The sequence below is a fragment of the Syntrophobacterales bacterium genome (assembly GCA_019429105.1).
Lineage (GTDB): Bacteria > Desulfobacterota > Syntrophia > Syntrophales > UBA5619 > DYTH01.
This window is the reverse complement of the sequence record JAHYJE010000001.1, coordinates 131,666-150,366: the sequence shown is the minus strand read 5'-3', so window position 1 is coordinate 150,366 and position 18,701 is coordinate 131,666. Positions and strand designations below refer to the sequence as shown.

At 53.6% G+C, this 18,701-nt stretch carries 10 protein-coding genes; 9 read left to right on the top strand and 1 reads right to left on the bottom strand.

Annotated features, from left to right (window positions below; genetic code table 11):
• Nucleotides 1-30: 30 nt before the first annotated feature.
• The 6 genes from K0B01_00640 (at nt 31) to K0B01_00615 (ending at nt 11,105) form a co-directional block, all read left to right on the top strand.
• Nucleotides 31-7,056: a FecR domain-containing protein gene (locus K0B01_00640; protein ID MBW6484649.1), complete on the top strand. Its 7,026-nt coding sequence runs from the start codon at nt 31-33 to the stop codon at nt 7,054-7,056.
• A 208-nt stretch (nt 7,057-7,264) separates the two neighbouring features.
• Nucleotides 7,265-7,714 (top strand): hypothetical protein, encoded by a 450-nt coding sequence (locus tag K0B01_00635; protein ID MBW6484648.1) that lies wholly within the window; start codon nt 7,265-7,267, stop codon nt 7,712-7,714.
• 201 nt (nt 7,715-7,915) lie between these two features.
• Entirely contained in the window at nt 7,916-8,689 is a 774-nt protein-coding gene (locus K0B01_00630; protein MBW6484647.1) for an electron transfer flavoprotein subunit beta/FixA family protein, read from the top strand.
• A 45-nt stretch (nt 8,690-8,734) separates the two neighbouring features.
• Complete coding sequence (locus tag K0B01_00625; GenBank protein ID MBW6484646.1) at nt 8,735-9,772, top strand: electron transfer flavoprotein subunit alpha/FixB family protein; 1,038 nt, start codon at nt 8,735-8,737, stop codon at nt 9,770-9,772.
• A 56-nt stretch (nt 9,773-9,828) separates the two neighbouring features.
• Nucleotides 9,829-10,941 carry an MFS transporter gene (locus tag K0B01_00620; GenBank protein MBW6484645.1) on the top strand — a complete coding sequence of 371 codons (1,113 nt, stop codon included), beginning with the start codon at nt 9,829-9,831 and terminating at the stop codon, nt 10,939-10,941.
• A 14-nt stretch (nt 10,942-10,955) separates the two neighbouring features.
• Entirely contained in the window at nt 10,956-11,105 is a 150-nt protein-coding gene (locus tag K0B01_00615; protein ID MBW6484644.1) for a hypothetical protein, read from the top strand.
• 44 nt (nt 11,106-11,149) lie between these two features.
• Here the strand turns inward: K0B01_00615 and K0B01_00610 are convergent, their stop codons facing one another.
• Nucleotides 11,150-11,338: a hypothetical protein gene (locus tag K0B01_00610; protein MBW6484643.1), complete on the bottom strand. Its 189-nt coding sequence runs from the start codon at nt 11,336-11,338 to the stop codon at nt 11,150-11,152.
• Nucleotides 11,339-11,424: 86 nt separating this feature from the next.
• Here K0B01_00610 and K0B01_00605 point away from each other — a divergent pair, with 86 nt between their 5' ends.
• From K0B01_00605 to K0B01_00595, 3 genes are all read left to right on the top strand, one after another.
• Nucleotides 11,425-12,306, top strand: coding sequence for an Mrp/NBP35 family ATP-binding protein (locus K0B01_00605; protein ID MBW6484642.1), 882 nt, complete (start codon nt 11,425-11,427; stop codon nt 12,304-12,306).
• Nucleotides 12,307-12,610: 304 nt separating this feature from the next.
• Nucleotides 12,611-15,625, top strand: a complete 3,015-nt coding sequence (locus K0B01_00600; protein ID MBW6484641.1) for a site-specific DNA-methyltransferase — start codon at nt 12,611-12,613, stop codon at nt 15,623-15,625.
• Entirely contained in the window at nt 15,625-18,696 is a 3,072-nt protein-coding gene (locus tag K0B01_00595; protein MBW6484640.1) for a DEAD/DEAH box helicase family protein, read from the top strand. Before K0B01_00600 ends, K0B01_00595 begins: the two co-directional genes overlap by 1 nt.
• Nucleotides 18,697-18,701: the final 5 nt, after the last annotated feature.

Sequence of the window (18,701 nt, the reverse complement as noted above, 5' to 3'; positions counted from 1 at the left end):
CTTGACAAGCAAACAGCGGGAGGTAGCGCCATGAAAAGAATATCCGTGATCCTGTCACTTTTGGCCTTACTGGTTGTGTTGCCCGGTTTCGCCCAGGCAGCTCCAGTCGCCAAGTTTACCAGCATAGAGGGCAATGTCGATGTGACAACTCCGGGAAAGGCGGCGGTAAAGGCCAATATGGGAGACCCTTTGAATGTGGGGGATATCATCCGCACGAAAAGCAAGTCCAAGTGCGAAATCACCTTCATGGACGGGAGCATTCTGCGCCTTGCCGAAAGCAGTCGTTTGCGCGTTACGGAATTTTCCCAGGAAAAGGAAAAAAGGAACGCGACCGTCGATCTCTTTCGGGGAAAGGTGCATAACATCGTCAAAGCGGTAGGCGGCCAGTCGAAATACGAAGTTCGCACCCCGACCGCCGTGTGCGGCGTCCGCGGCACCCAGTTTTATACCTACTATCAGTCGGGGGTGAGCGGGGCGGTGGTGACGGAGGGGACGGTCTATGCCTACAGTTCCAACAAGCCGGGCGAGGTGCGAATGATCGGCGTCGGTCAGGCGATGGTCGTGAAGGATGCCAATACGCCGCCGACGGTGCGAAAAGCCACGCCGAAAGAGGTTGAACAACATCAAAAAGATACCAAACCGGCGGAAAAGGCAAAGGAAGAAGCAAAAAAGGATGAAGAGAAGAAGCCGGAGGAGTTAGCTGCCAAGACGGGAGAGGGGAAGAAAGAAGAGGCAAAGCAAGAGGAAAAGAAGGAAGAACAGAAACCCGAGGCAAAGGCGGATGAGAAGCCCGCCGAGACCAAGGCAGCGGATGAGCCTTTAGAGACAAAAGCGGAGGAAAGCACGACTCAAAAAGACTCCCAACCGCTTGGGGCGGGTACACCCGCGCCGGAGGCGAATAAACCGACGGAAGAGGCGCCCAAGATCGTTTTAGCTTCGGATAACGCAGCTCAGAGAGAGCAGTCGGCGATCGTAGATATTGTTGGGCGGACTACGAACGAGACTTCCACGGCTTCGTCATTTCTACAGCCGACACTTGCCCCAATGCCGGTGCCGACGATCCCGGATGTGCCAATTGTGCCGCCAATAGCAGACGCTGCCCCGCCCGTGATCACAATGACGGTGAATCCGGACAAATTTACAAACGACAATTCGGCGACCTTCATTTTTAAAACGGATGAGAAGGCTGCCATTAAATATCGCGTTGATGATGGGGGATGGGTTGAAGATACCAAGTACGATACGGAATTTGTCGTCAATCTTCAGACTCTTGCGGAAAAGGCCCACGCGCTGATCGTGGAGGCAAGGGATGAGGCGGGGAACACCGCAACGAAGGAGTACTCCTGGGCAACGGATTACACGGCGCCGACGATCACGCTTTCGGGAACGCCCGCGGTCCTGACCAATGCAGCGGCGGCGAACATCGGCGTGGCGGTGGCGGACGCAAGCGCCGTCACAACTACCTACAGACTTGACGGGGTTGCGATCGCGTCATCCGCTTTGACCGGTTTGAGCGAAGGGTCTCACACCCTCGTTGTGACGGCGACGGATGCGGCGGGCAACTCTGCCTCCAAAGAATATGCTTGGGCCACGGATTACACGGCGCCGACAATCACTTTTTCGGGAACGCCTTCAGCCGTAACCAAAGTGAATGCGGCGAACATCGGCGTGGCGGTGGCGGACGCAAGCGCCGTTACAACCACCTACCAGCTTGACGGGGTTTCGGTAACTTCGACCGACTTGACTGCCCTGAGCGAGAAGGCTCACACCCTGCTGGTGACGGCGACGGACGCGGCGGGGAATGTTGCGACCCAGACTTACAGTTGGACGACGGATTACACGGCGCCGACGATCACGCTTTCGGGAACGCCCGCGGCCCTGACCAATGCAGCGGCGGCCAACATCGGCGTGACGACGACGGACGCAAGCGCCGTTACAGCCACCTACCAGCTTGACGGAGCTTTGGTAACGTCGACCAATTTGACTGCCGTGAGCGAAGGCCCTCACACCCTGCTGGTGACGGCGACGGATGCGGCGGGCAATATCGGAACCAAGGAATATGCCTGGACTACAGACTACACGGCGCCGACGATCACGCTTTCGGGAACGCCCGCGGCCCTGACCAATGCAGCGGCGGCGAACATCGGCGTGGCGGTGGCTGATGCAAGCGCCGTTGCCACCACTTATCAGCTTGATGGAAAACCAGTGGCGTCGGCTGATTTGACCGGTTTGAGCGAAGGGTCTCACACCCTCGTTGTGACGGCGACGGATGCGGCGGGCAACACCGGAACCAAGGAATATGCATGGACGACGGATTACACGGCGCCGACAATTACCCTTTCGGGAACGCCGGCTGCCCTTTCGACTATCAAGGCGGCGAACATAGGCGTAGCGACGACGGACGCAAGCGCCGTTACAGCCACCACCTACATACTTGACGGAGTTGTGGTAGCTTCTACCGCTTTGACCGCCCTGAGCGAGGGGCCCCATACCTTGCTCGTGACGGCAACGGATGCGGCGGGCAATGAGAGTTCAAAAGATGTTTCCTTTACTTTGGATATTTATTCCCTTGACGGCACAATTACCGGTTTCTCGGGCAGTGTTTCCGGAACTGCCGCTGGCGATGCCGTGGGAGTTGCCGGCGATAACTGGGGCGGCTGGAATATTGCCATGACCGGCAGTGGAAATCCCCCGCCGAATGAAACGGGAAATATCTACGCCGGCGGCGGAAATGCAGAAAGCGGCTACTGGCTTGGTATCGCCTCCGTCAGCGCTGATGCCGGCGCCGAGACCCTCTCGGGAACCTCGCAGTTGGATTATCTTTCAAAAACACGGCTTGGTTCCGGCGCCGGAACGATAACCGGGACATACGACGACGCTGGCAACTATCAGCTTTCCGATATCGGAATCGGGAGCTATGCGCAAACACCCCTGGCATTTGTGAGTTATCTTGACGATGCCGGCCGGTATAAAACGACCTATTCCGAGGCTGCATATGCGGACCATATAGGCGATCTTTGGGATATCCTGATCGGGGGAACCCAATCCCTCTGGTATGATGCCGACGGCGCAACGATTGGGGCAAGCAAGACGGGAATGCCTTTCCGAGTCATGGGGACTTACGAGCATGCTTTAGAGGTCGAAAATCCGGCAAACAACATTTGGTACTCGACAAGTGTACTGAACAGCTACAACTACGAAAGCGCCACCAATACAATTTCCGACGGCGGATCATATCTGGGATTGATGGGCGGGACAGAAACTTCCTCAGCGGCTGAGAGCAGCCGGTTGCTGGCAGGCAGACTGCTTGCCCTGTATATAGATCCTTTGGGCAATGCCGGATATCTGAAGGGAAATATGACAGGGAACGCCTATCCGGCGATAGGCATGTTTGCAATGGATGGTTCTCTCGCACGCGAGCAGATCAAGCCGGCTGCCGAAGTCGGGGTGGCAGCATCTGAATTGATGAACAGCAAGTATTGGGGATACATGAATGCATCCTTGGGGGGAATTTTTCAAGACGGTTCCGCCTACGTTGGTTCTCTGACGGCCAGTAATAATTATTCCGAAACATTTGCCATCGCCAACTGGACAACGAACGTGGCCCAGAACTGGGGCATCTACGGACTGACCCTCTATGGCAGCTATGAAACCCCTGCGGCAGTTTGGGGGGCGCGCATGGGAGGCGAGGGGGCGTTTGGCGCCTATCCGTACACTTCCGCGGGGACAACCTATCCCTTGCTTGATGGAGATTGGGGCTACTCCCTTTCAACAATTAATGACGGCGCCTGGGCGGATGGCAAAATTTCCGGTGCAGTGGACGGAAGATTCCTCACTCATGCAAAGGCAGGAACAATGGCCGGCGATCTGCTTGGCGCCTACAACACGGGGGACAACACCTGGGAAGCGGTTTCCCTGGGGACCTGGACGGGGACGGAACTGAGCCATGTCAGTGATTTTTATTCCGGGCTGATGGCACAGACAAGGCATTATACGGGCAGCTATTCGTATGAGGATAATGGTTATTACTCTTACGATTACTACACCGATAATCATTACGGACATATTTACTACCGGAGACCCGATCCAGGGATAACAAGCTATGACGTTACTTACAATCAGGATGGTACCTGGACAAAAACGCTATATAGTTATAGCATTGCTTCCGGTTATACTGCGACGGGTACGGAAACTGGGACATTGACCCAGGGCACAGACATTTCCTTCATTGCTGCGGCGGCGGATGCCAATTATGCTTCAGCATCGAGCAACAATTATCCATACCAATATAATGACGGCAGTTTGACTGCCCTCCTGGGTGGAACCGATACGCTTTGGACTGCCGCGCAGGCAACACCGGCGAAGCTCACGATGATGGGGACATATTCCTCGGCAAGCGCTCTGCCGCACATTTGGGGCGGCGGTTACGGCTACGGCAACATAGCCAGCCGCAATTACATGAATGACAGCGGCGTCACTTATGACGGGGGAGCCTACACAGGCTACTTGGCGGGCACCGAGATTAACAGGGCGATGGATGCCCGACTGGTTGCGCTTTACATAGACCCGGCGGGCAATGCGGGTTATTTAAAGGGGGCGCTTGCCGGCACTGCCTATCCGGAGATCGGCATGTTGGCGATGGATGGCAGCGCCTATCCGACGCAGATGACAGCCGATCCGGGAATTGCTCCCGGGGAGATGGTCAGCCATTTGACTGAGAGCGGTTATTATTCTTATTACGATATCGGGCTCGCGGGGGCCTTCGATACGGGCGGCAAGATCGTCAGCGACAGCAATTACAGCTATGAGAGCGGTTTCCAGACGATGTCGCTGGTGAACCATGAGATGAACAGGGCGGAGCCGTGGGGGATCTACGGTTTGGGGATGAGCGGTCTCTTGGAAGCGCCGGCCGCGTGGACAGCGTGGGCGGCAAAGGCGGGCGGCCGGGGGAATTTCGGGGCCTACAATGCTGCCAATAATTATTATGGCAGTTACGGTTACACGGACGGCGGATCCTACTCCTACAATTATTATACAGACAACCGTTCAGGGCATGTTGCCTACATGATACCTGATCCAGCGATCACAAGTTATGAGATTACCTACAATCACGATGGCTCTTACATGAAGATCTATTACACCTATGGCGAAGTGCCCGAGATCGGAGGTATCGACTATTATCCGACAGAAGTTGTTACGGGCACAGGGTTTCCTGACGCGGGATTGTCCTCTATAAGGACAGCGGAAGATCCTTTGAACGCCACTCTTGAAAGTGAGAGCAAGAATGGCGTCCACGATCCTGACGAAGGTTACTGGCTGGCCGAGATTACGGACGGCAAGGCGGAGGGGAACAAACTGACGGGGACGGTAAACGGCAGATTTATCACCCGGACCAAGATGGGCAACGCGTCTGTGACGGCGGGCGCACTTTTCGGCACAGGCATAACCGGCGATCTGCTGGGGACTTACAACACGGCGGATGACACCTGGCAGGCGGTTTCTCTCGGGAGCTGGAGCGGAACGCCGCTGGCCTTTGGCGGCGAGGAAGACAGTTGGTCCTCCGCCTTTTGGCAATACCGGTATCCCGGGTATCCCGAAGATCCTCCTTTGGATTCACTCACCTACGGCGGGCAATTGATGAGCCAGGGATTTTTACAGGGTCTGATCGGCGGGACGGATACGCTGTTCGGGTCCTTCGACGCCGCCCTCGGAAATTATCCGGCAGTAACCTTGGCCGGGATCGGAATCTACGGCAATTCAGAGAAGTTTCCCCTTTTCCTTGCCAGGTTTAATGGGAAAAATATGATAGATGAAACAGTCGCAACCAATGGCAATGTCCTCTTCTTCAGCGGCGTCAATCTTTTCGATGCCGATGGTGTGCCGACGTCGCTCGCCGGCAACATGGGCGGGTTGTACTGGAAAAAGAATCCCGACGACGGGAAATATGAACTGGGGGTTCTCTCTGTCGGGAGCGGCGCAATGGCAAACCTCTATCCCCACCCCAACCTTGACTACATGGGGGTAGCCGACGTCAATGGCATGTGGGAGCTTGCCCCGAAAACAAAACTGCAGGCCTATTCCCTTTTCAGCGGGCTTAGTTTCACCGCGGATCCGGTGTTGAGCGACAACGCCATCGGGATGTTTGACAACTCCAACTTATCGGCAGAGATTACCGAGAAGATGACAAATGGGTATTGGAAGTTATGGGAGAGGCATGCCAGAGAGATGAGGATTGCGGATTTGTCTGACCTGACGGTGGTGGCCGAGCTGACCGGCGGCGGCTACAAGAGCGTTGTTCCGCCCGAGGCGGGGGCCAGGTTCAATCAGGCTGATGGCTTCAGATATGACGTTACGGAGATTACCGGGGTGGATGAGGCGAATAAACTATTCACCGCGACCACTGCCGCGGCCCGGATCGTTCCGGACGAGGGGAATGGCGGGTTCACCAGCATCGCCGGCGGTGTCGTGAAGGGCTCTTTCGACCCCGTGACCGCGACCTGGCGGGCGGCCGCCCTGCTGACGGGGATGGAAACGAAGGCCTTCCTCACTAAGGTCAGCAGCATGAATGACGCGCAGAAACAGGCATTTTATGATGCAACGAAAATCCCCGCTTTCACCGTGGGGACGACGGATCTGCGGGGGCAGGGAAGTGTAATAGATATGGGCGTAAGCGATGCCAGCAGGGGAATTGTCAACGCCACGTTCCTTGCCGCCTCCACGGGAGGCCGGCCCCAGCTCTGGGCGTCGGGAAATGTGAACGGCGCCTATACAACAACCCCGGAGCCGGGAAGCACCAGCGTGTCTCTTGCCGGGTACCAGGTCGGGACGGGGGTGGCCAATGGGATCACCGCCACTTTCAATATTCAGAGCTGGGATGCAACGAAGTGGGGCGCCACGGTGACGAGCGGTTCCGTGCCGGCCAACACAGTAACCTTTACCTATCCCAATGCGGCAACCACAGGTCTCAACTTCCAGGGAGGCGCGGCCGGCAGCATCAGCGCTACGACAACGACCACTGGAACCTTCTCCGGCACGGCGGCGGGGGTAGTCAAATAGCGAGGTTGCAAGTCCCGGCGGACGGAAACGCAGCTACGCAATAGTTTTCCGCAAGATATTGATAACAAAATACGAACGCCCCCTGAATCCCTTGGTGAACGAGGTGATTCAGTGGGTGTTCTGCATTTTGGCCGTCGCGAAAATCAGGTTTGCAAATGGTTCCCATCGTGGTAAAGGCGGCGCGGATAAGAAAAAGGGGGAGGTTATTTTGGCTACTCTGGTTGGAAAATTTATTGATTCCTATTGTACGCGCTGTCGTTTGACGTTGGCTCATGTCGTTCTTTTCGAGGTGAACGAGGTGGTTTCCGGGGTTAAGTGCCGGACTTGTGGCTCCGAACATCGTCATCATGGGCCGGCGCCGGTAAAAAAGAAGGAGATTTCCGAGATAAGGAGGATACGGGGATGGCTTGCGCCTGTTCAGAAACCGGTTCGCCCGGAGGCAAACAGGCTGTGGGAGTTAAAAAATGCCGCACTTGGTCAGGATGTGGCCGTCTGGGATTATGGCATGACTGAGCTCTACGAGCAGGGGGACGTCATCGCGCACCCCCACTTTGGCCGCGGCTTTGTCGAGTCAACGACGATGGATAAAATGGAGGTGCTCTTTCGTGAGGGCAGGAAACTCCTGGCGATGAACCGGCCCGTAACGGCACGGGAATGACGTTGCGCCACCCTTGCCGGGGAGGAAAACTGGGTGTAATGGTTTCAATAAGTTGAGATCGTATTTTCAGGTGATGCGCAGTTCAATGTTCATGAAAGGGAGGGCCGCGCTCCGGCGCGGCCGTAGCGTTTTTCTGATTATGCACGCATTTCCGGGCGCATTTTTTTGTCGTGAGACCTTTGTTTTCCGGGGGTATTGATCATGAAAATACTGGTTCTGGTGAAACAAACTCCCGCTGGCGAGGCGGATATCGGAATTTCCGAAGATGGTTCTTGTCTTATAGTGGGGGAAAATGACTGGCGGATGAACCGTTTCGACGAGTTTGCGGTAGAGGAGGCGCTGAGGATACGCGAGGCGTTGCCGGAAAGCTCTGTGGAAGCGGTTTCGGTTGGCCCCCCCCGCGTTGCCGCAGTTTTGCGCCGAGCCCTGGCAATGGGGGCTGACGCGGCGATTCATATTCTTTACGAAGAAAAGCAGGAACTCTTCCCCAGTGAGACGGCCTTTTTGATTGCAGCTTTTGTCCGTGAGCGATGTTATGACCTTATTTTGGCCGGGGTGATGTCGGAGGATGCGATGTACGGGCAGACAGGAGCTATGCTTGCGGAACTGCTGGGCATCCCCTGTGCGACAGCCGTCGTGGAAGAGCGGCTGTCTTCGGAAAATGATCGTTTGAGGGTTGAGCGGGAACTGGAAGGCGGGCTTCGGGAAGGGCTGGAGCTGCCCCTTCCGGCCTTGCTCACTGTTCAGTCGGGGATCAACCGTCCGCGTTATCCCGCCCTCTCCCACGTTTTGCGGTCGCGCACCCAGCCCTTGCTTGTCATCCCGGCTGACACCCTGCCGAAAGCGTCCCGGCGCGAAGAGCTTTTGCACCTGTCTTGGCCCGCGCCGTCGGGCAAGTCATTCTTTTTGGAAGGAACGGCAGCAGGGAAGGCGGAGCGTCTGGCCGAAATATTCCGCGAACGGGCGTTTCTGTAGGGTTTAACAGTTTAATCGGCGTTTAAATTTTTATCAGGTTGTAAAATGAAGACTCAGGAAATAGTTGTTGTTGCCGAACTTGCCGCCGGTCTCCCCGCTCCGGTCACGATCGAGCTGATCGCTTTTGCAAAAGCCCTCCGTAGCGATCAGACCGTCCCGGTTCGCGTCTTTGTCCTCGGAGAGGGGATAACAAAAGCCGTCGCCCTGCTTTCCGCAATTCCCGCTGTTGCCGTTGTCGGCTTTTCCGGAGCTTCCCTCGCCGCTTACAGCGCCGAGGCGTGGAAGGGCGTTCTGGCCCCGCTTCTCGCTGAGATGAAACCCCGTTTTGTCTGCATTGCCCACAATGCAAATGGCGCTGACTTTGCTCCGGGGCTTGCCGTCCGTCTGGGCGCCGGCTGCATCACGGCGGGCGAAAGCGCCCGGGTTGAGGGGGAGGATGTAATCTTCCGCCGGTCGCTGCTCAACGGTAAAATAACGGCAGAGGTAATTTCGCGGGCGGAAACTACAGTGCTCACACTTCTTCCCGGGGCGTACCGTTGCCGGGACGCTGGCCTGGCAACACAGAAGCCGGAGGATGTGTTAAGCGAGGGGCGGTTGCTGGCCGTGCAGGCAAAGATCAGTCCCGTTTTGGAGATGGCGCTTGCGAGCCGTCCCCTTGGCCTTTTGGCGGCGCCGGAGCAGGATGCCGACCTTGCCGCGGCGGAGGTGGTTGTTGCCGCCGGGCGGGGCATTGGAAAAGAGGAGAATCTGTCCCTTGTTCGCGATCTGGCGTCGCTTTTTTCCCGTTCCGCTGTCGGCGGCTCCCGAACGGTGTGCGATGCGGGCTGGCTTCCCACCCGCCTGCAGATTGGGCAGACCGGAAGGACCGTAACGCCCCGCCTCTATATCGCCTGCGGAATTTCCGGCGCCCTTCAGCACCTGGCGGGGATGCGCGGCTCGCAGTTTATAGTCGCCGTCAACAGCGATCCCCGCGCCGCCATCTTCCAGGCGGCGGATGTCTGCATCGTTGAGGATCTGCTGCTCTTCCTTCCGCTCTTGATCAATGCCTGCAAAAGGCAAAAGCGCAATAAGGACATCTCATGACAACTGCTCCCACTTCAGTTAAAGCGAAGATTTTTCCCTTATTTTTTTTGGCGGGGATGTTTTTTGCCAATTTTGTCTCCCGCCTTATCTCTGCGCCACTGATGCCGGTGATTGAGAAGGAACTGGGTTTTGGTCACTCCGGCGCCGGATTTTTCTTTCTGATGCTTGCCATTGGTTATTCGATTGGGCTTATGGTTTCCGGGCTGGTCTCTTCGCGGTTGACGCATCGACGCACCATTTCTCTGTCCGCAATTATCACCGGTTGCGCGTTGCTGTTGATCGCCGCCAGTCGCGAGTTGTGGATGATCCGCGGGGGATTGTTTCTTGTCGGGATATTTACCGGTTTTTACCTCCCCTCCGGAATCACAACAGTCACCTCGTCATTTGAGTCAAGGCACTGGGGCAAGGCGCTTGCCGTCCACGAATTTGCCCCGATCCTTGCCTTCATTGCCGTTCCGCTTCTGGCCGAAGGCCTGCTTTTGATACTGCCCTGGAGGGTTATCCTTGTCTTTATCGGGATTGCCGTAATGGTCATGGGTTTGATTTTCCCCCGTTTTTCTCCGGGCGGCAACTTCAAAGGAGACGCCCCGACGTTTGGCAACATCCGCCTGGTAGTTGGCAACAGGGATTTCTGGAGGATGGTTCCCCTTTTTTGTGCGGCGCTTACCATCAGCGTCGGCATCTACAATATGCTGCCGCTTTATTTGACGGCGGAAAGGGGCATGGACAGGGAGGCAGCGAACGCTTTGGCGGGGCTGTCCCGGATGTCTGCCATCCCGGCGGCCCTTTTTACCGGCTGGATAGTCGATCGGTTTGGCGCCAAGCCGACGATGGCCTTCGTAATTTTTTTTAACGGACTGGCAGTGATCCTCCTGGGCATCATTCCGGGAAGATGGGTTGCCCCAATGGTTTTCCTGCAGCCGGCGCTTGCAGGGGGCTTCTTCCCGGCGGGATTTGCCGCCCTCTCGCGGATAGTCCCCGTAAACGCCCGCAGTCTGGCCGTCGCGATTACCGTATTTATTGCCAACCTGGTCGGCGCCGGGCTGATCCCTGTTTTCCTGGGAATATTCGGCGATGCGGGCAGGTTCGGACTGGCCTTTATCATTGTCGGCTGCGCCGTGCTGGCGAGCCTTTTGCTTATTGCCCGCCTGGATATTAAGGAGGAATAAGCGCCGGCAACATTTTGAGGGTGAAGGGGCTCGAAGCGGTTGACGGCAGCCCGATAATAGACATAAAACCATACGCGGGGATCTATCCGGAGATCAAAGAGCCGCGCTTCCCCGAATGGTTGCGGTTTGTCTTCAAGCTTAGGGCCTGTCCACCAATAACCTGAACATCTTGCATCTCATCTTTGGGCCATCTTTGGCTGTGGCTCAATCACAAAATCCTCAACGTAGCGCTGCTACGTTTGCGGTTTTGTTCAATCGCCGCAACCAAATCCAACCCAAATCTGAGCGCAATCTTGCCCAGATTATTTGTGGACAGGCCCTTAGGCAAAGCGCTATCTGAGAAGAGGTCTGGATGTGAGGGCGGGAAACGCACAAAAGCCGTTTTTTTATTTTTCATGCTTGCTTTTCCGTGTCACGATATCTATATTGCCTCACAGGAATAAAGAAGGGCGGAAACCAAAAAATTATGAAAGGACAGAATAAATGAGTGAAGAAAACAGCCAGGGAGCAGACAGCCTCAAGTCGCTTACAGAATCAATGGAGCTCAATACCAGCTTGAATAAGATAAAGCACAAGATCATGGTGCTTTCCGGGAAGGGCGGGGTCGGCAAGAGCACGGTCGCCGCCAATATCGCGGTGGCGCTGGCAATGGAGGGGCAGAAGGTGGGCCTGCTGGATACCGATTTTCACGGGCCGAGCATCCCGACCCTGCTGAAGCTTGAGGGCGTCGTTCCGGAGGTGAAGGGGGAAAAGATGCTGCCGGTTCCGTACGGCGAGAACCTGTCGGTAATGTCTATAGGCTTGCTCGTCCCGAACAGGGATGATGCGGTAATCTGGCGGGGGCCGATGAAGATGGGCGTCATCAAACAGCTTCTTACTGACGTGGAATGGGGGAAACTGGATTACCTGATAGTGGATTTCCCCCCGGGAACAGGGGATGAACCCCTGTCCGTCGCGCAGATTATTCCCGGCATTGACGGCGCCGTCATTGTTACGACCCCGCAGAATCTGTCCCTCAATGACGTCCGAAAATGCATAAATTTCTGCAGGCAGGTAAAGGTTCCGGTGACCGGAGTCGTCGAGAATATGAGCGGCCTCATCTGTCCGCACTGCAACAAGCTTATCAACGTCTTCAAAACCGGGGGCGGAGAAAAGATGGCTCACGAAATGGGTGTGCCGTTTTTGGGAACGATCCCGCTTGACCCGCGCATCGTCGAGACCTCGGACAACGGGGAACCGTTTGTTTCCCATTTTAGCGAAACTGAAGCGGCGCAGGCCTTCCGCGGCGTAGTGAAGCCGATTATGGCAATGAACGGCAGCGGAGCGTTGGGAAATGTTCCCGCCGCTGTTTCATCGGTCCTGTAAGGCGCTGGAAAACAGTTTTCGTAAGATAGATATCCCGTTGCGGAGGGGAGGTGCCCTCCGATCATCACTGATCGTCAATTAGCATTTAGTCCGTCTGTACTGCCGCCCGGCCATTTTTCCCAAGCGCCCGGGCGGTTTTTTTGTCCAAAAGCGCCTTCAGTAGGGGGTTGGGAGCTTGCGGGCGGCAGATATCAGATCCCAATAAAAAAATAAAACAACCGTTGAGTAAGTGTTTGCATTCAACTTGAGATTGACATAAAACAGCCATCAGGTTTGCAGGATGAATCCACTAAAAGAGGTGAAAATGGACAACCTTAAGAAATTTCAGGGACTCCTTGAAGAACTTTTTCAATTTAACGCCGCTGATCTGGACTTCGGCATCTACCGAATTCTGAATGTCAAACGGGAGCAGATCCGGAATTTCATTCACGAAGACCTTGGCCGGATCGCCGACGAAGCTTTTGCCAAATACCGGGATGAACGGCTGGACAATATCGGGCAGCTCTTTGAAGAGGCAAGGCTGAAGATTGTCCAGAACCTGAGCGCCGGCGCCTTCCTGCCAACGGGAGACCTGAAAGAGGAATTCCGCGATACGCCCGTGGGGCGCGATTATCTGGCGATTCGGGCGCGAAAGGACGAGGCGGCGGCTATCGAGGAAATCAAGCTGCAGGTCTTCAACGACCTCTACAACTTCTTCTCCCGGTATTATGACGAGGGCGACTTTGCGCCGCAATATCGTTACTCCGTCAGGGGCCACAAATACGCCATCCCTTACAACGGCGAAGAAGTGAAGCTCTACTGGGCTAACAGCGACCAGTACTACGTAAAAGCGGGCATCCTCTTCCGCGATTACGCCTTTTTCACCGACCCTGCCAAGTCCTGCAAAATCATTTTCCGCACCGTCGCCGCCAGGGACGAACTCGGTTCCAACAAGGCAACCAAAACCCGCTTCTTTGTCCTGGATGATGAAAAGCCCTCGGAGTTAAGCGATGAGAAAACCCTGGTGATCCGCTTCCAACATCGGGAGTTGACTGCCGAGGAAGTGAGAAAATTCGAGGCCGGCGGCGGCAGCAATGCGGCAAAACAGGAGAAGATTAATCAATATATCCATGCAACCGTCCTCAAAGAAATAAGAGATCCCGGCCTTAAAACCTCCCTGGGACGAGAATACAAGAATGACAAGCCGCTTCTGCTCTATCAGCTTTCCCGCTTCAGCGCCAAGAACAGCCGGGATTTCTTCATCCATAAGAATCTGAAAACATTTCTCTCCGGCCAACTCGACTATTTCATCAAGGCCGATGTCATTTCCATCGAAACCCTGGAGAAGGAGCGGTTTCTGGACAAACACATCACGCGCGCCAAGGCGGTCCGTGAGATCGGGGAAAGGATCATCGCTTTTCTGGCGCAGATTGAGGATTTCCAGAAGAAGCTGTGGGAGAAGCAAAAATTCGTTCTCAGTACGGAGTACGTCATTACGACAGACCGTGTGCCTGATGATTTTCATCAGGAAATCCTGAAGAACAAGAAGCAGACAGAAGAATGGAAGGCCCTGGGATTCGGCGCGGCGCCGTCGAAGGCGGAGCTTAAAGAAAGGAAGCTGCCCATTGATACGAGGCATTTCGCCTGCGATTTCAAAGAAAGGCTGCTGGAGCGGCTTACGGAAAATTCAGATTTGGATGAGCTTCTCGATGGGTTGCTGATCAGGAGCGAGAACTGGCAGGCGTTGAATGTGCTGGTGGAGAAATACCGGGAGAAGATAGGTTCTGTCTGTATTGATCCACCATACAACACGGGACAAGACGAGTTCATTTACAGAGACAGTTATCAACATAGCTCCTGGATGGCTATGATGTATGAGCGTCTCTGCCTTGCCAAGTGGATGATGTCAGCAAATGGCGCTATGTTCATTCACATAGATGAGAGGGAACACTACAGGCTAACACACTTAATTATTGAGGTTATGGGCGAAGAGAATTATTTGGCACCGTTTGTGTGGCTTGCGCGTACAGGTAAGGCCGTTACGGAAAGACGCATTCAGGTGGCCCATGAAAGCATAGAATCTGCATGCAAATCTGCAGCCGATTTCAAGGTAAAGCTGATCGAAAAAAGAGTAGAGAACTGCCGTTACAGCGATGAAAAAGGTCCATATCGTAGGGAGCAATTGCGTCAATGGGGCGGACAACATGATCGTCGGGAGGAACGCCCCACGCTCTATTTCGCGATACCCACGCCCTTTGGCACCGAAGTGTATCCGAAGAGACCAGACGGTTCGGACGGTTGCTGGCGTGCAAACAGAGAAAACGTAGGACGAATGCTGGCTGCCGGAGATCTTGATTTTTTGAATGATCCTGCGCCCGGAGAAATTACTGTTTACCGTAAGATTCGGGAAGGGGCTGTGACAGTCTCGGCCCCTTCCAACATTCTTGACAAGTGCGGTAGTTCTGCAACTGCAACATCAGAGCTGAAATCTTTATTCGGTGAAAAAACATTTTATACAGCAAAGCCTTGTGCAGTTGTCGAGCATTGCATATCGCTGAGAGAATCGAGTGACAAAGATATCGCCCTCGACTTCTTCGGCGGTTCCGGCACCACAGCTCATGCGGTTATGAATCTGAATAACGAAGACGGCGGCAAGCGCAAGTTCATCCTCATCGAAATGGCCAATTATTTCGATACCGTCATCATCCCCCGGATCAAGAAAGTGGCCTATTCCTTTAACTGGAAAGACGGGAAACCGCAGGACAGCGGCGGGAGTGGTGTTTTCTTCAAATACCAGGTTCTTGAACAATATGAGGATACCCTCGACAATCTGGAACTCAAAGAGAACGGCAATGCCCTGAACCTTTTCGGCAGCGATTATCTCCTGAAATACTTCCTGGATTTCGAGACTCAGGACGATGCCGCCTGGGTGAATTTCGAACAATTCAAACAGCCCTTTTCCTACCGGCTCAAGGTCAATTACGAGGAGGTGGGTGAACCTCAGGAGGCCGTCGTCGATCTGCCGGAAACCTTCCATTATCTCCTCGGTCTGAAGGCCAAAAAGATCAAGGTTCGCGAGGATAAAGGCAGAAGATACCTTTTCACCCTGGGCGAAAAAGAGGGCCGGAATGTCGCCGTCGTCTGGCGCGAGTACGATGACGCATGGGCCGAAAGGGACTTCAAGCGGGACAAGGAGTTCATCATTCAGGAGATTGAGGCCTGGGCGCCTCAGGTTGTCTATGTCAACGGTCAAAGCGCCCTCACTCCCCAAATAGGCAGTCACACCACAGATATTCTGGCCATTGAGCCGGAATTCAGGAAACGAATGGTGAACGCCTGATGAAGATCGAGAAATATCTTGTCCTCAACAGGTATCTCCTGTCTCTTTTCGGCGTCGATGAATTCAAGAAACTCCAGAATGCTTTGGCGGATAAGCGTGTGGGTTACGACCCCGAGGGGAGGAGTTACTTTGTCGAAGTCCTTTGCGCCCTGGACGGTTTGAAGCAAAGCCGACTGCCTGAAGACAGGTTACTTGAGTATGATGAGCAAATCCGCATCTGCGTCGGTAAGATCAATCACCGGCGTGAGCCGAAAATTGTCTTGAAATACTTCCAGTACCTCGCACTCCTTTTTACGGAGATCGTCCTCGATGCATTGAAGAATCGCAAGGCTGAATTTCTCCACGATCTGAACGAATTCCTGAAAGCCTATAAGCAGGGACACGATATTGACCTGCTTGACGAATTTACCGAAGACAACCTGAGGAAAATCGCCTTCTGGATGGCCACAGGTTCCGGCAAAACCCTTCTGATGCATATCAATTACCACCAATTCCAGCGCTACAAGCTTTTTTCTCCCGATAATATTCTCCTGATCACGCCCAATGAGGGCCTTTCCAGACAGCATTTCGAAGAACTCCAGAAAAGCGGCATCCCCTGCCGGCTATACGCCGGGAATCTCGGGAATACCGGAAACCTGCCCGGCGAGGAGCCCATCCTGATTATCGAGATGACGAAACTGGTGGAAGAAAAGAAAGGTGGCGGCGTCACGCTGCCCATTGAGGTATTTGAAGGCCGGAATCTCATTTTTGTGGACGAAGGCCACAAGGGGAAAAGGTCGGAAGAGCAGAAATGGGCGAAGCTCAGAAATAAGCTTGCGGTAACAGGTTTTACCTTTGAATATAGCGCCACTTTCGGACAGATTCTCAGTGAAAAGCAAGAAGAAACACTTCAAGAATACGCCAAGTCCATCATTTTTGATTATTCCTATCGCTATTTCTATCTGGACGGCTACGGTAAGGATTTTACAGTCCTGAATGTTAAGCAGGGCGGTGTTGGGGAACAGGTATTCCAGGAAATGATGTTCGTGGCCAATCTTCTGTCCTATTTCCAGCAAATGCTGATTTATGAGCAGCACCAGCCATTGGCCCGGCAATACAATCTCGAAAAGCCCCTGTGGATCTTCGTGGGCACAACCGTGACAGGCAGGGAGGAAGAATCGGATGTCATTCAGATCGTCGCTTTCTTCAAAAGGCTTTTAGATGACGAACAATGGGTGCGCACAAAGGCCGATGCAGTCCTGAGCGGGGAGTCGGGTCTGAAAGACGAGAATGAAGGGGATGCCTTCAGCGATTCTTACGATTTCATTACTGAATCAGGCTTGAACATGGATGACCTTTACAAGAAGGTTTTCGGTGGACGGGGGCAATTCCGCGTCCATGAGATCAAGAACGCCGATGGCGAGTTTGGCTTGCGGGTGGGGGAAAACGACTACTTCGGGGTCGTCAATATCGGCGATGTCTCCGCATTCAAGAACGAATTAGTTAAGAAAGGGATCTCCGTCGAACCGGATGCCGTCAGCCCTTCCCTGTTTGACGCCATCAAGAAGGAAGGATCGCCCATCCAGGTTCTGATTGGATCGAAAAAGTTCATTGAAGGCTGGGATACGTGGCGCGTCTCCAGCATGGGGTTGTTGAACATTGGAACCGGCCAGGGTCCGCAGATCATTCAGCTCTTTGGCAGAGGCATCCGGCTGAAGGGCAAGGATTACTCCCTCAAGAGGAGCGCTGACAAGGGGCCGGTGAAATATCTGGAGATGCTGCATATCTATGGCATGAAGGCGGATTATCTAAGCCGTTTTTTGGCGGCCATTAAAAAAGAAGAAGTGGAATTCGAGAGTATCGATATTCCTGTGGCGCTTCAGCATGAGGAAAAATGGCGACAGCTCTGGTGGCTGTCCAAAGATGAAAGCAAGAGATTTGAAGAAGACGTTATATTGCCATTGGCTTTCAATACAAACATTCATGTCTCCCTGAATCTTTTGCCCAGAGTAACGCTGTTTGTGGGGAAAGAAAGGGACAAAGCCGACGCCGTTAAGATTCACGAGATGAAAGCCGAGGACACCCAAAGAAGGTTATCTGATAATGAAATCTCGCTGCTCAACTGGAAGAAAATCTTTGAAGAAATCCAGGAATTCAAGGCTTCAAAAAATTATTGGAATCTGGTTTTCAGCATCGAAGGGTTAAAAAATATTCTTTTGTCCAATCGGTATAGGATTATTGCCCTTGCCGATACATTGGTCATAAAGACCAGACCTGATCTGGAAAGGATCGATAGCATTGCCTGTCTGCTTCTCAAGAAATACATAGACCAGTTTTATGTGCATCACAGAAAACGCTATGAAACCAAATATATGCGTTATGAGATGATGAAACGGCAGACCGCGCTGCCTCTCTTCGAAAAGGGTGAAAATCAATATGCTTATACGGTCCAGATTGACAAGAAAGAGACAAAACTCATCGAGGACGTGAAAAAACTCAAGGAGGATCTCGAGAAGCTTCTCAAGCAGGAGGAGAAGAAGATCCTGCCCAGGGTCTATTTTGATCGCCACCTGTATCTGCCCATCCTTCTGAAAGGCATAAACAGGAAGATCGATAAAATATCCCCGGCCGGCTTGGAGGAGAGCGAAAAGGATTTCCTTGTGAATTTGAAGCAATACCTTGAAGATAAAAAAAAGAAATTCAGGGGTTGTGAAATCTATTTATTAAGGAATTTTCCGAAAACGGGGGTGGGCTTTTTCAATCTAAGCAATTTCTATCCGGATTTCATTATGTGGATAAAGAGCAAAGACAGGCAGCGTATCGTGTTCCTTGATCCTCATGGGCTGGAGCATGATAAATCATTAGACAATCAGAAAATACAGTTGTCAAAGGATATTAAGCAACTGGAAAAAAAGCTTGGAGACAGGAAAATAACCTTGGATTCATTTATTCTGTCGAAGACTTCTTACGAGTCTATTAAAAAAGATCGAACCTCAGCCGAACCCAAAGAAGAATTCAAGGCAAACCATGTTTTGTTTCTGGAGGATCAGGAGGATTGGCCGGCGGAATTGTTTCAAAAGATCTTCGTATAGGAAAA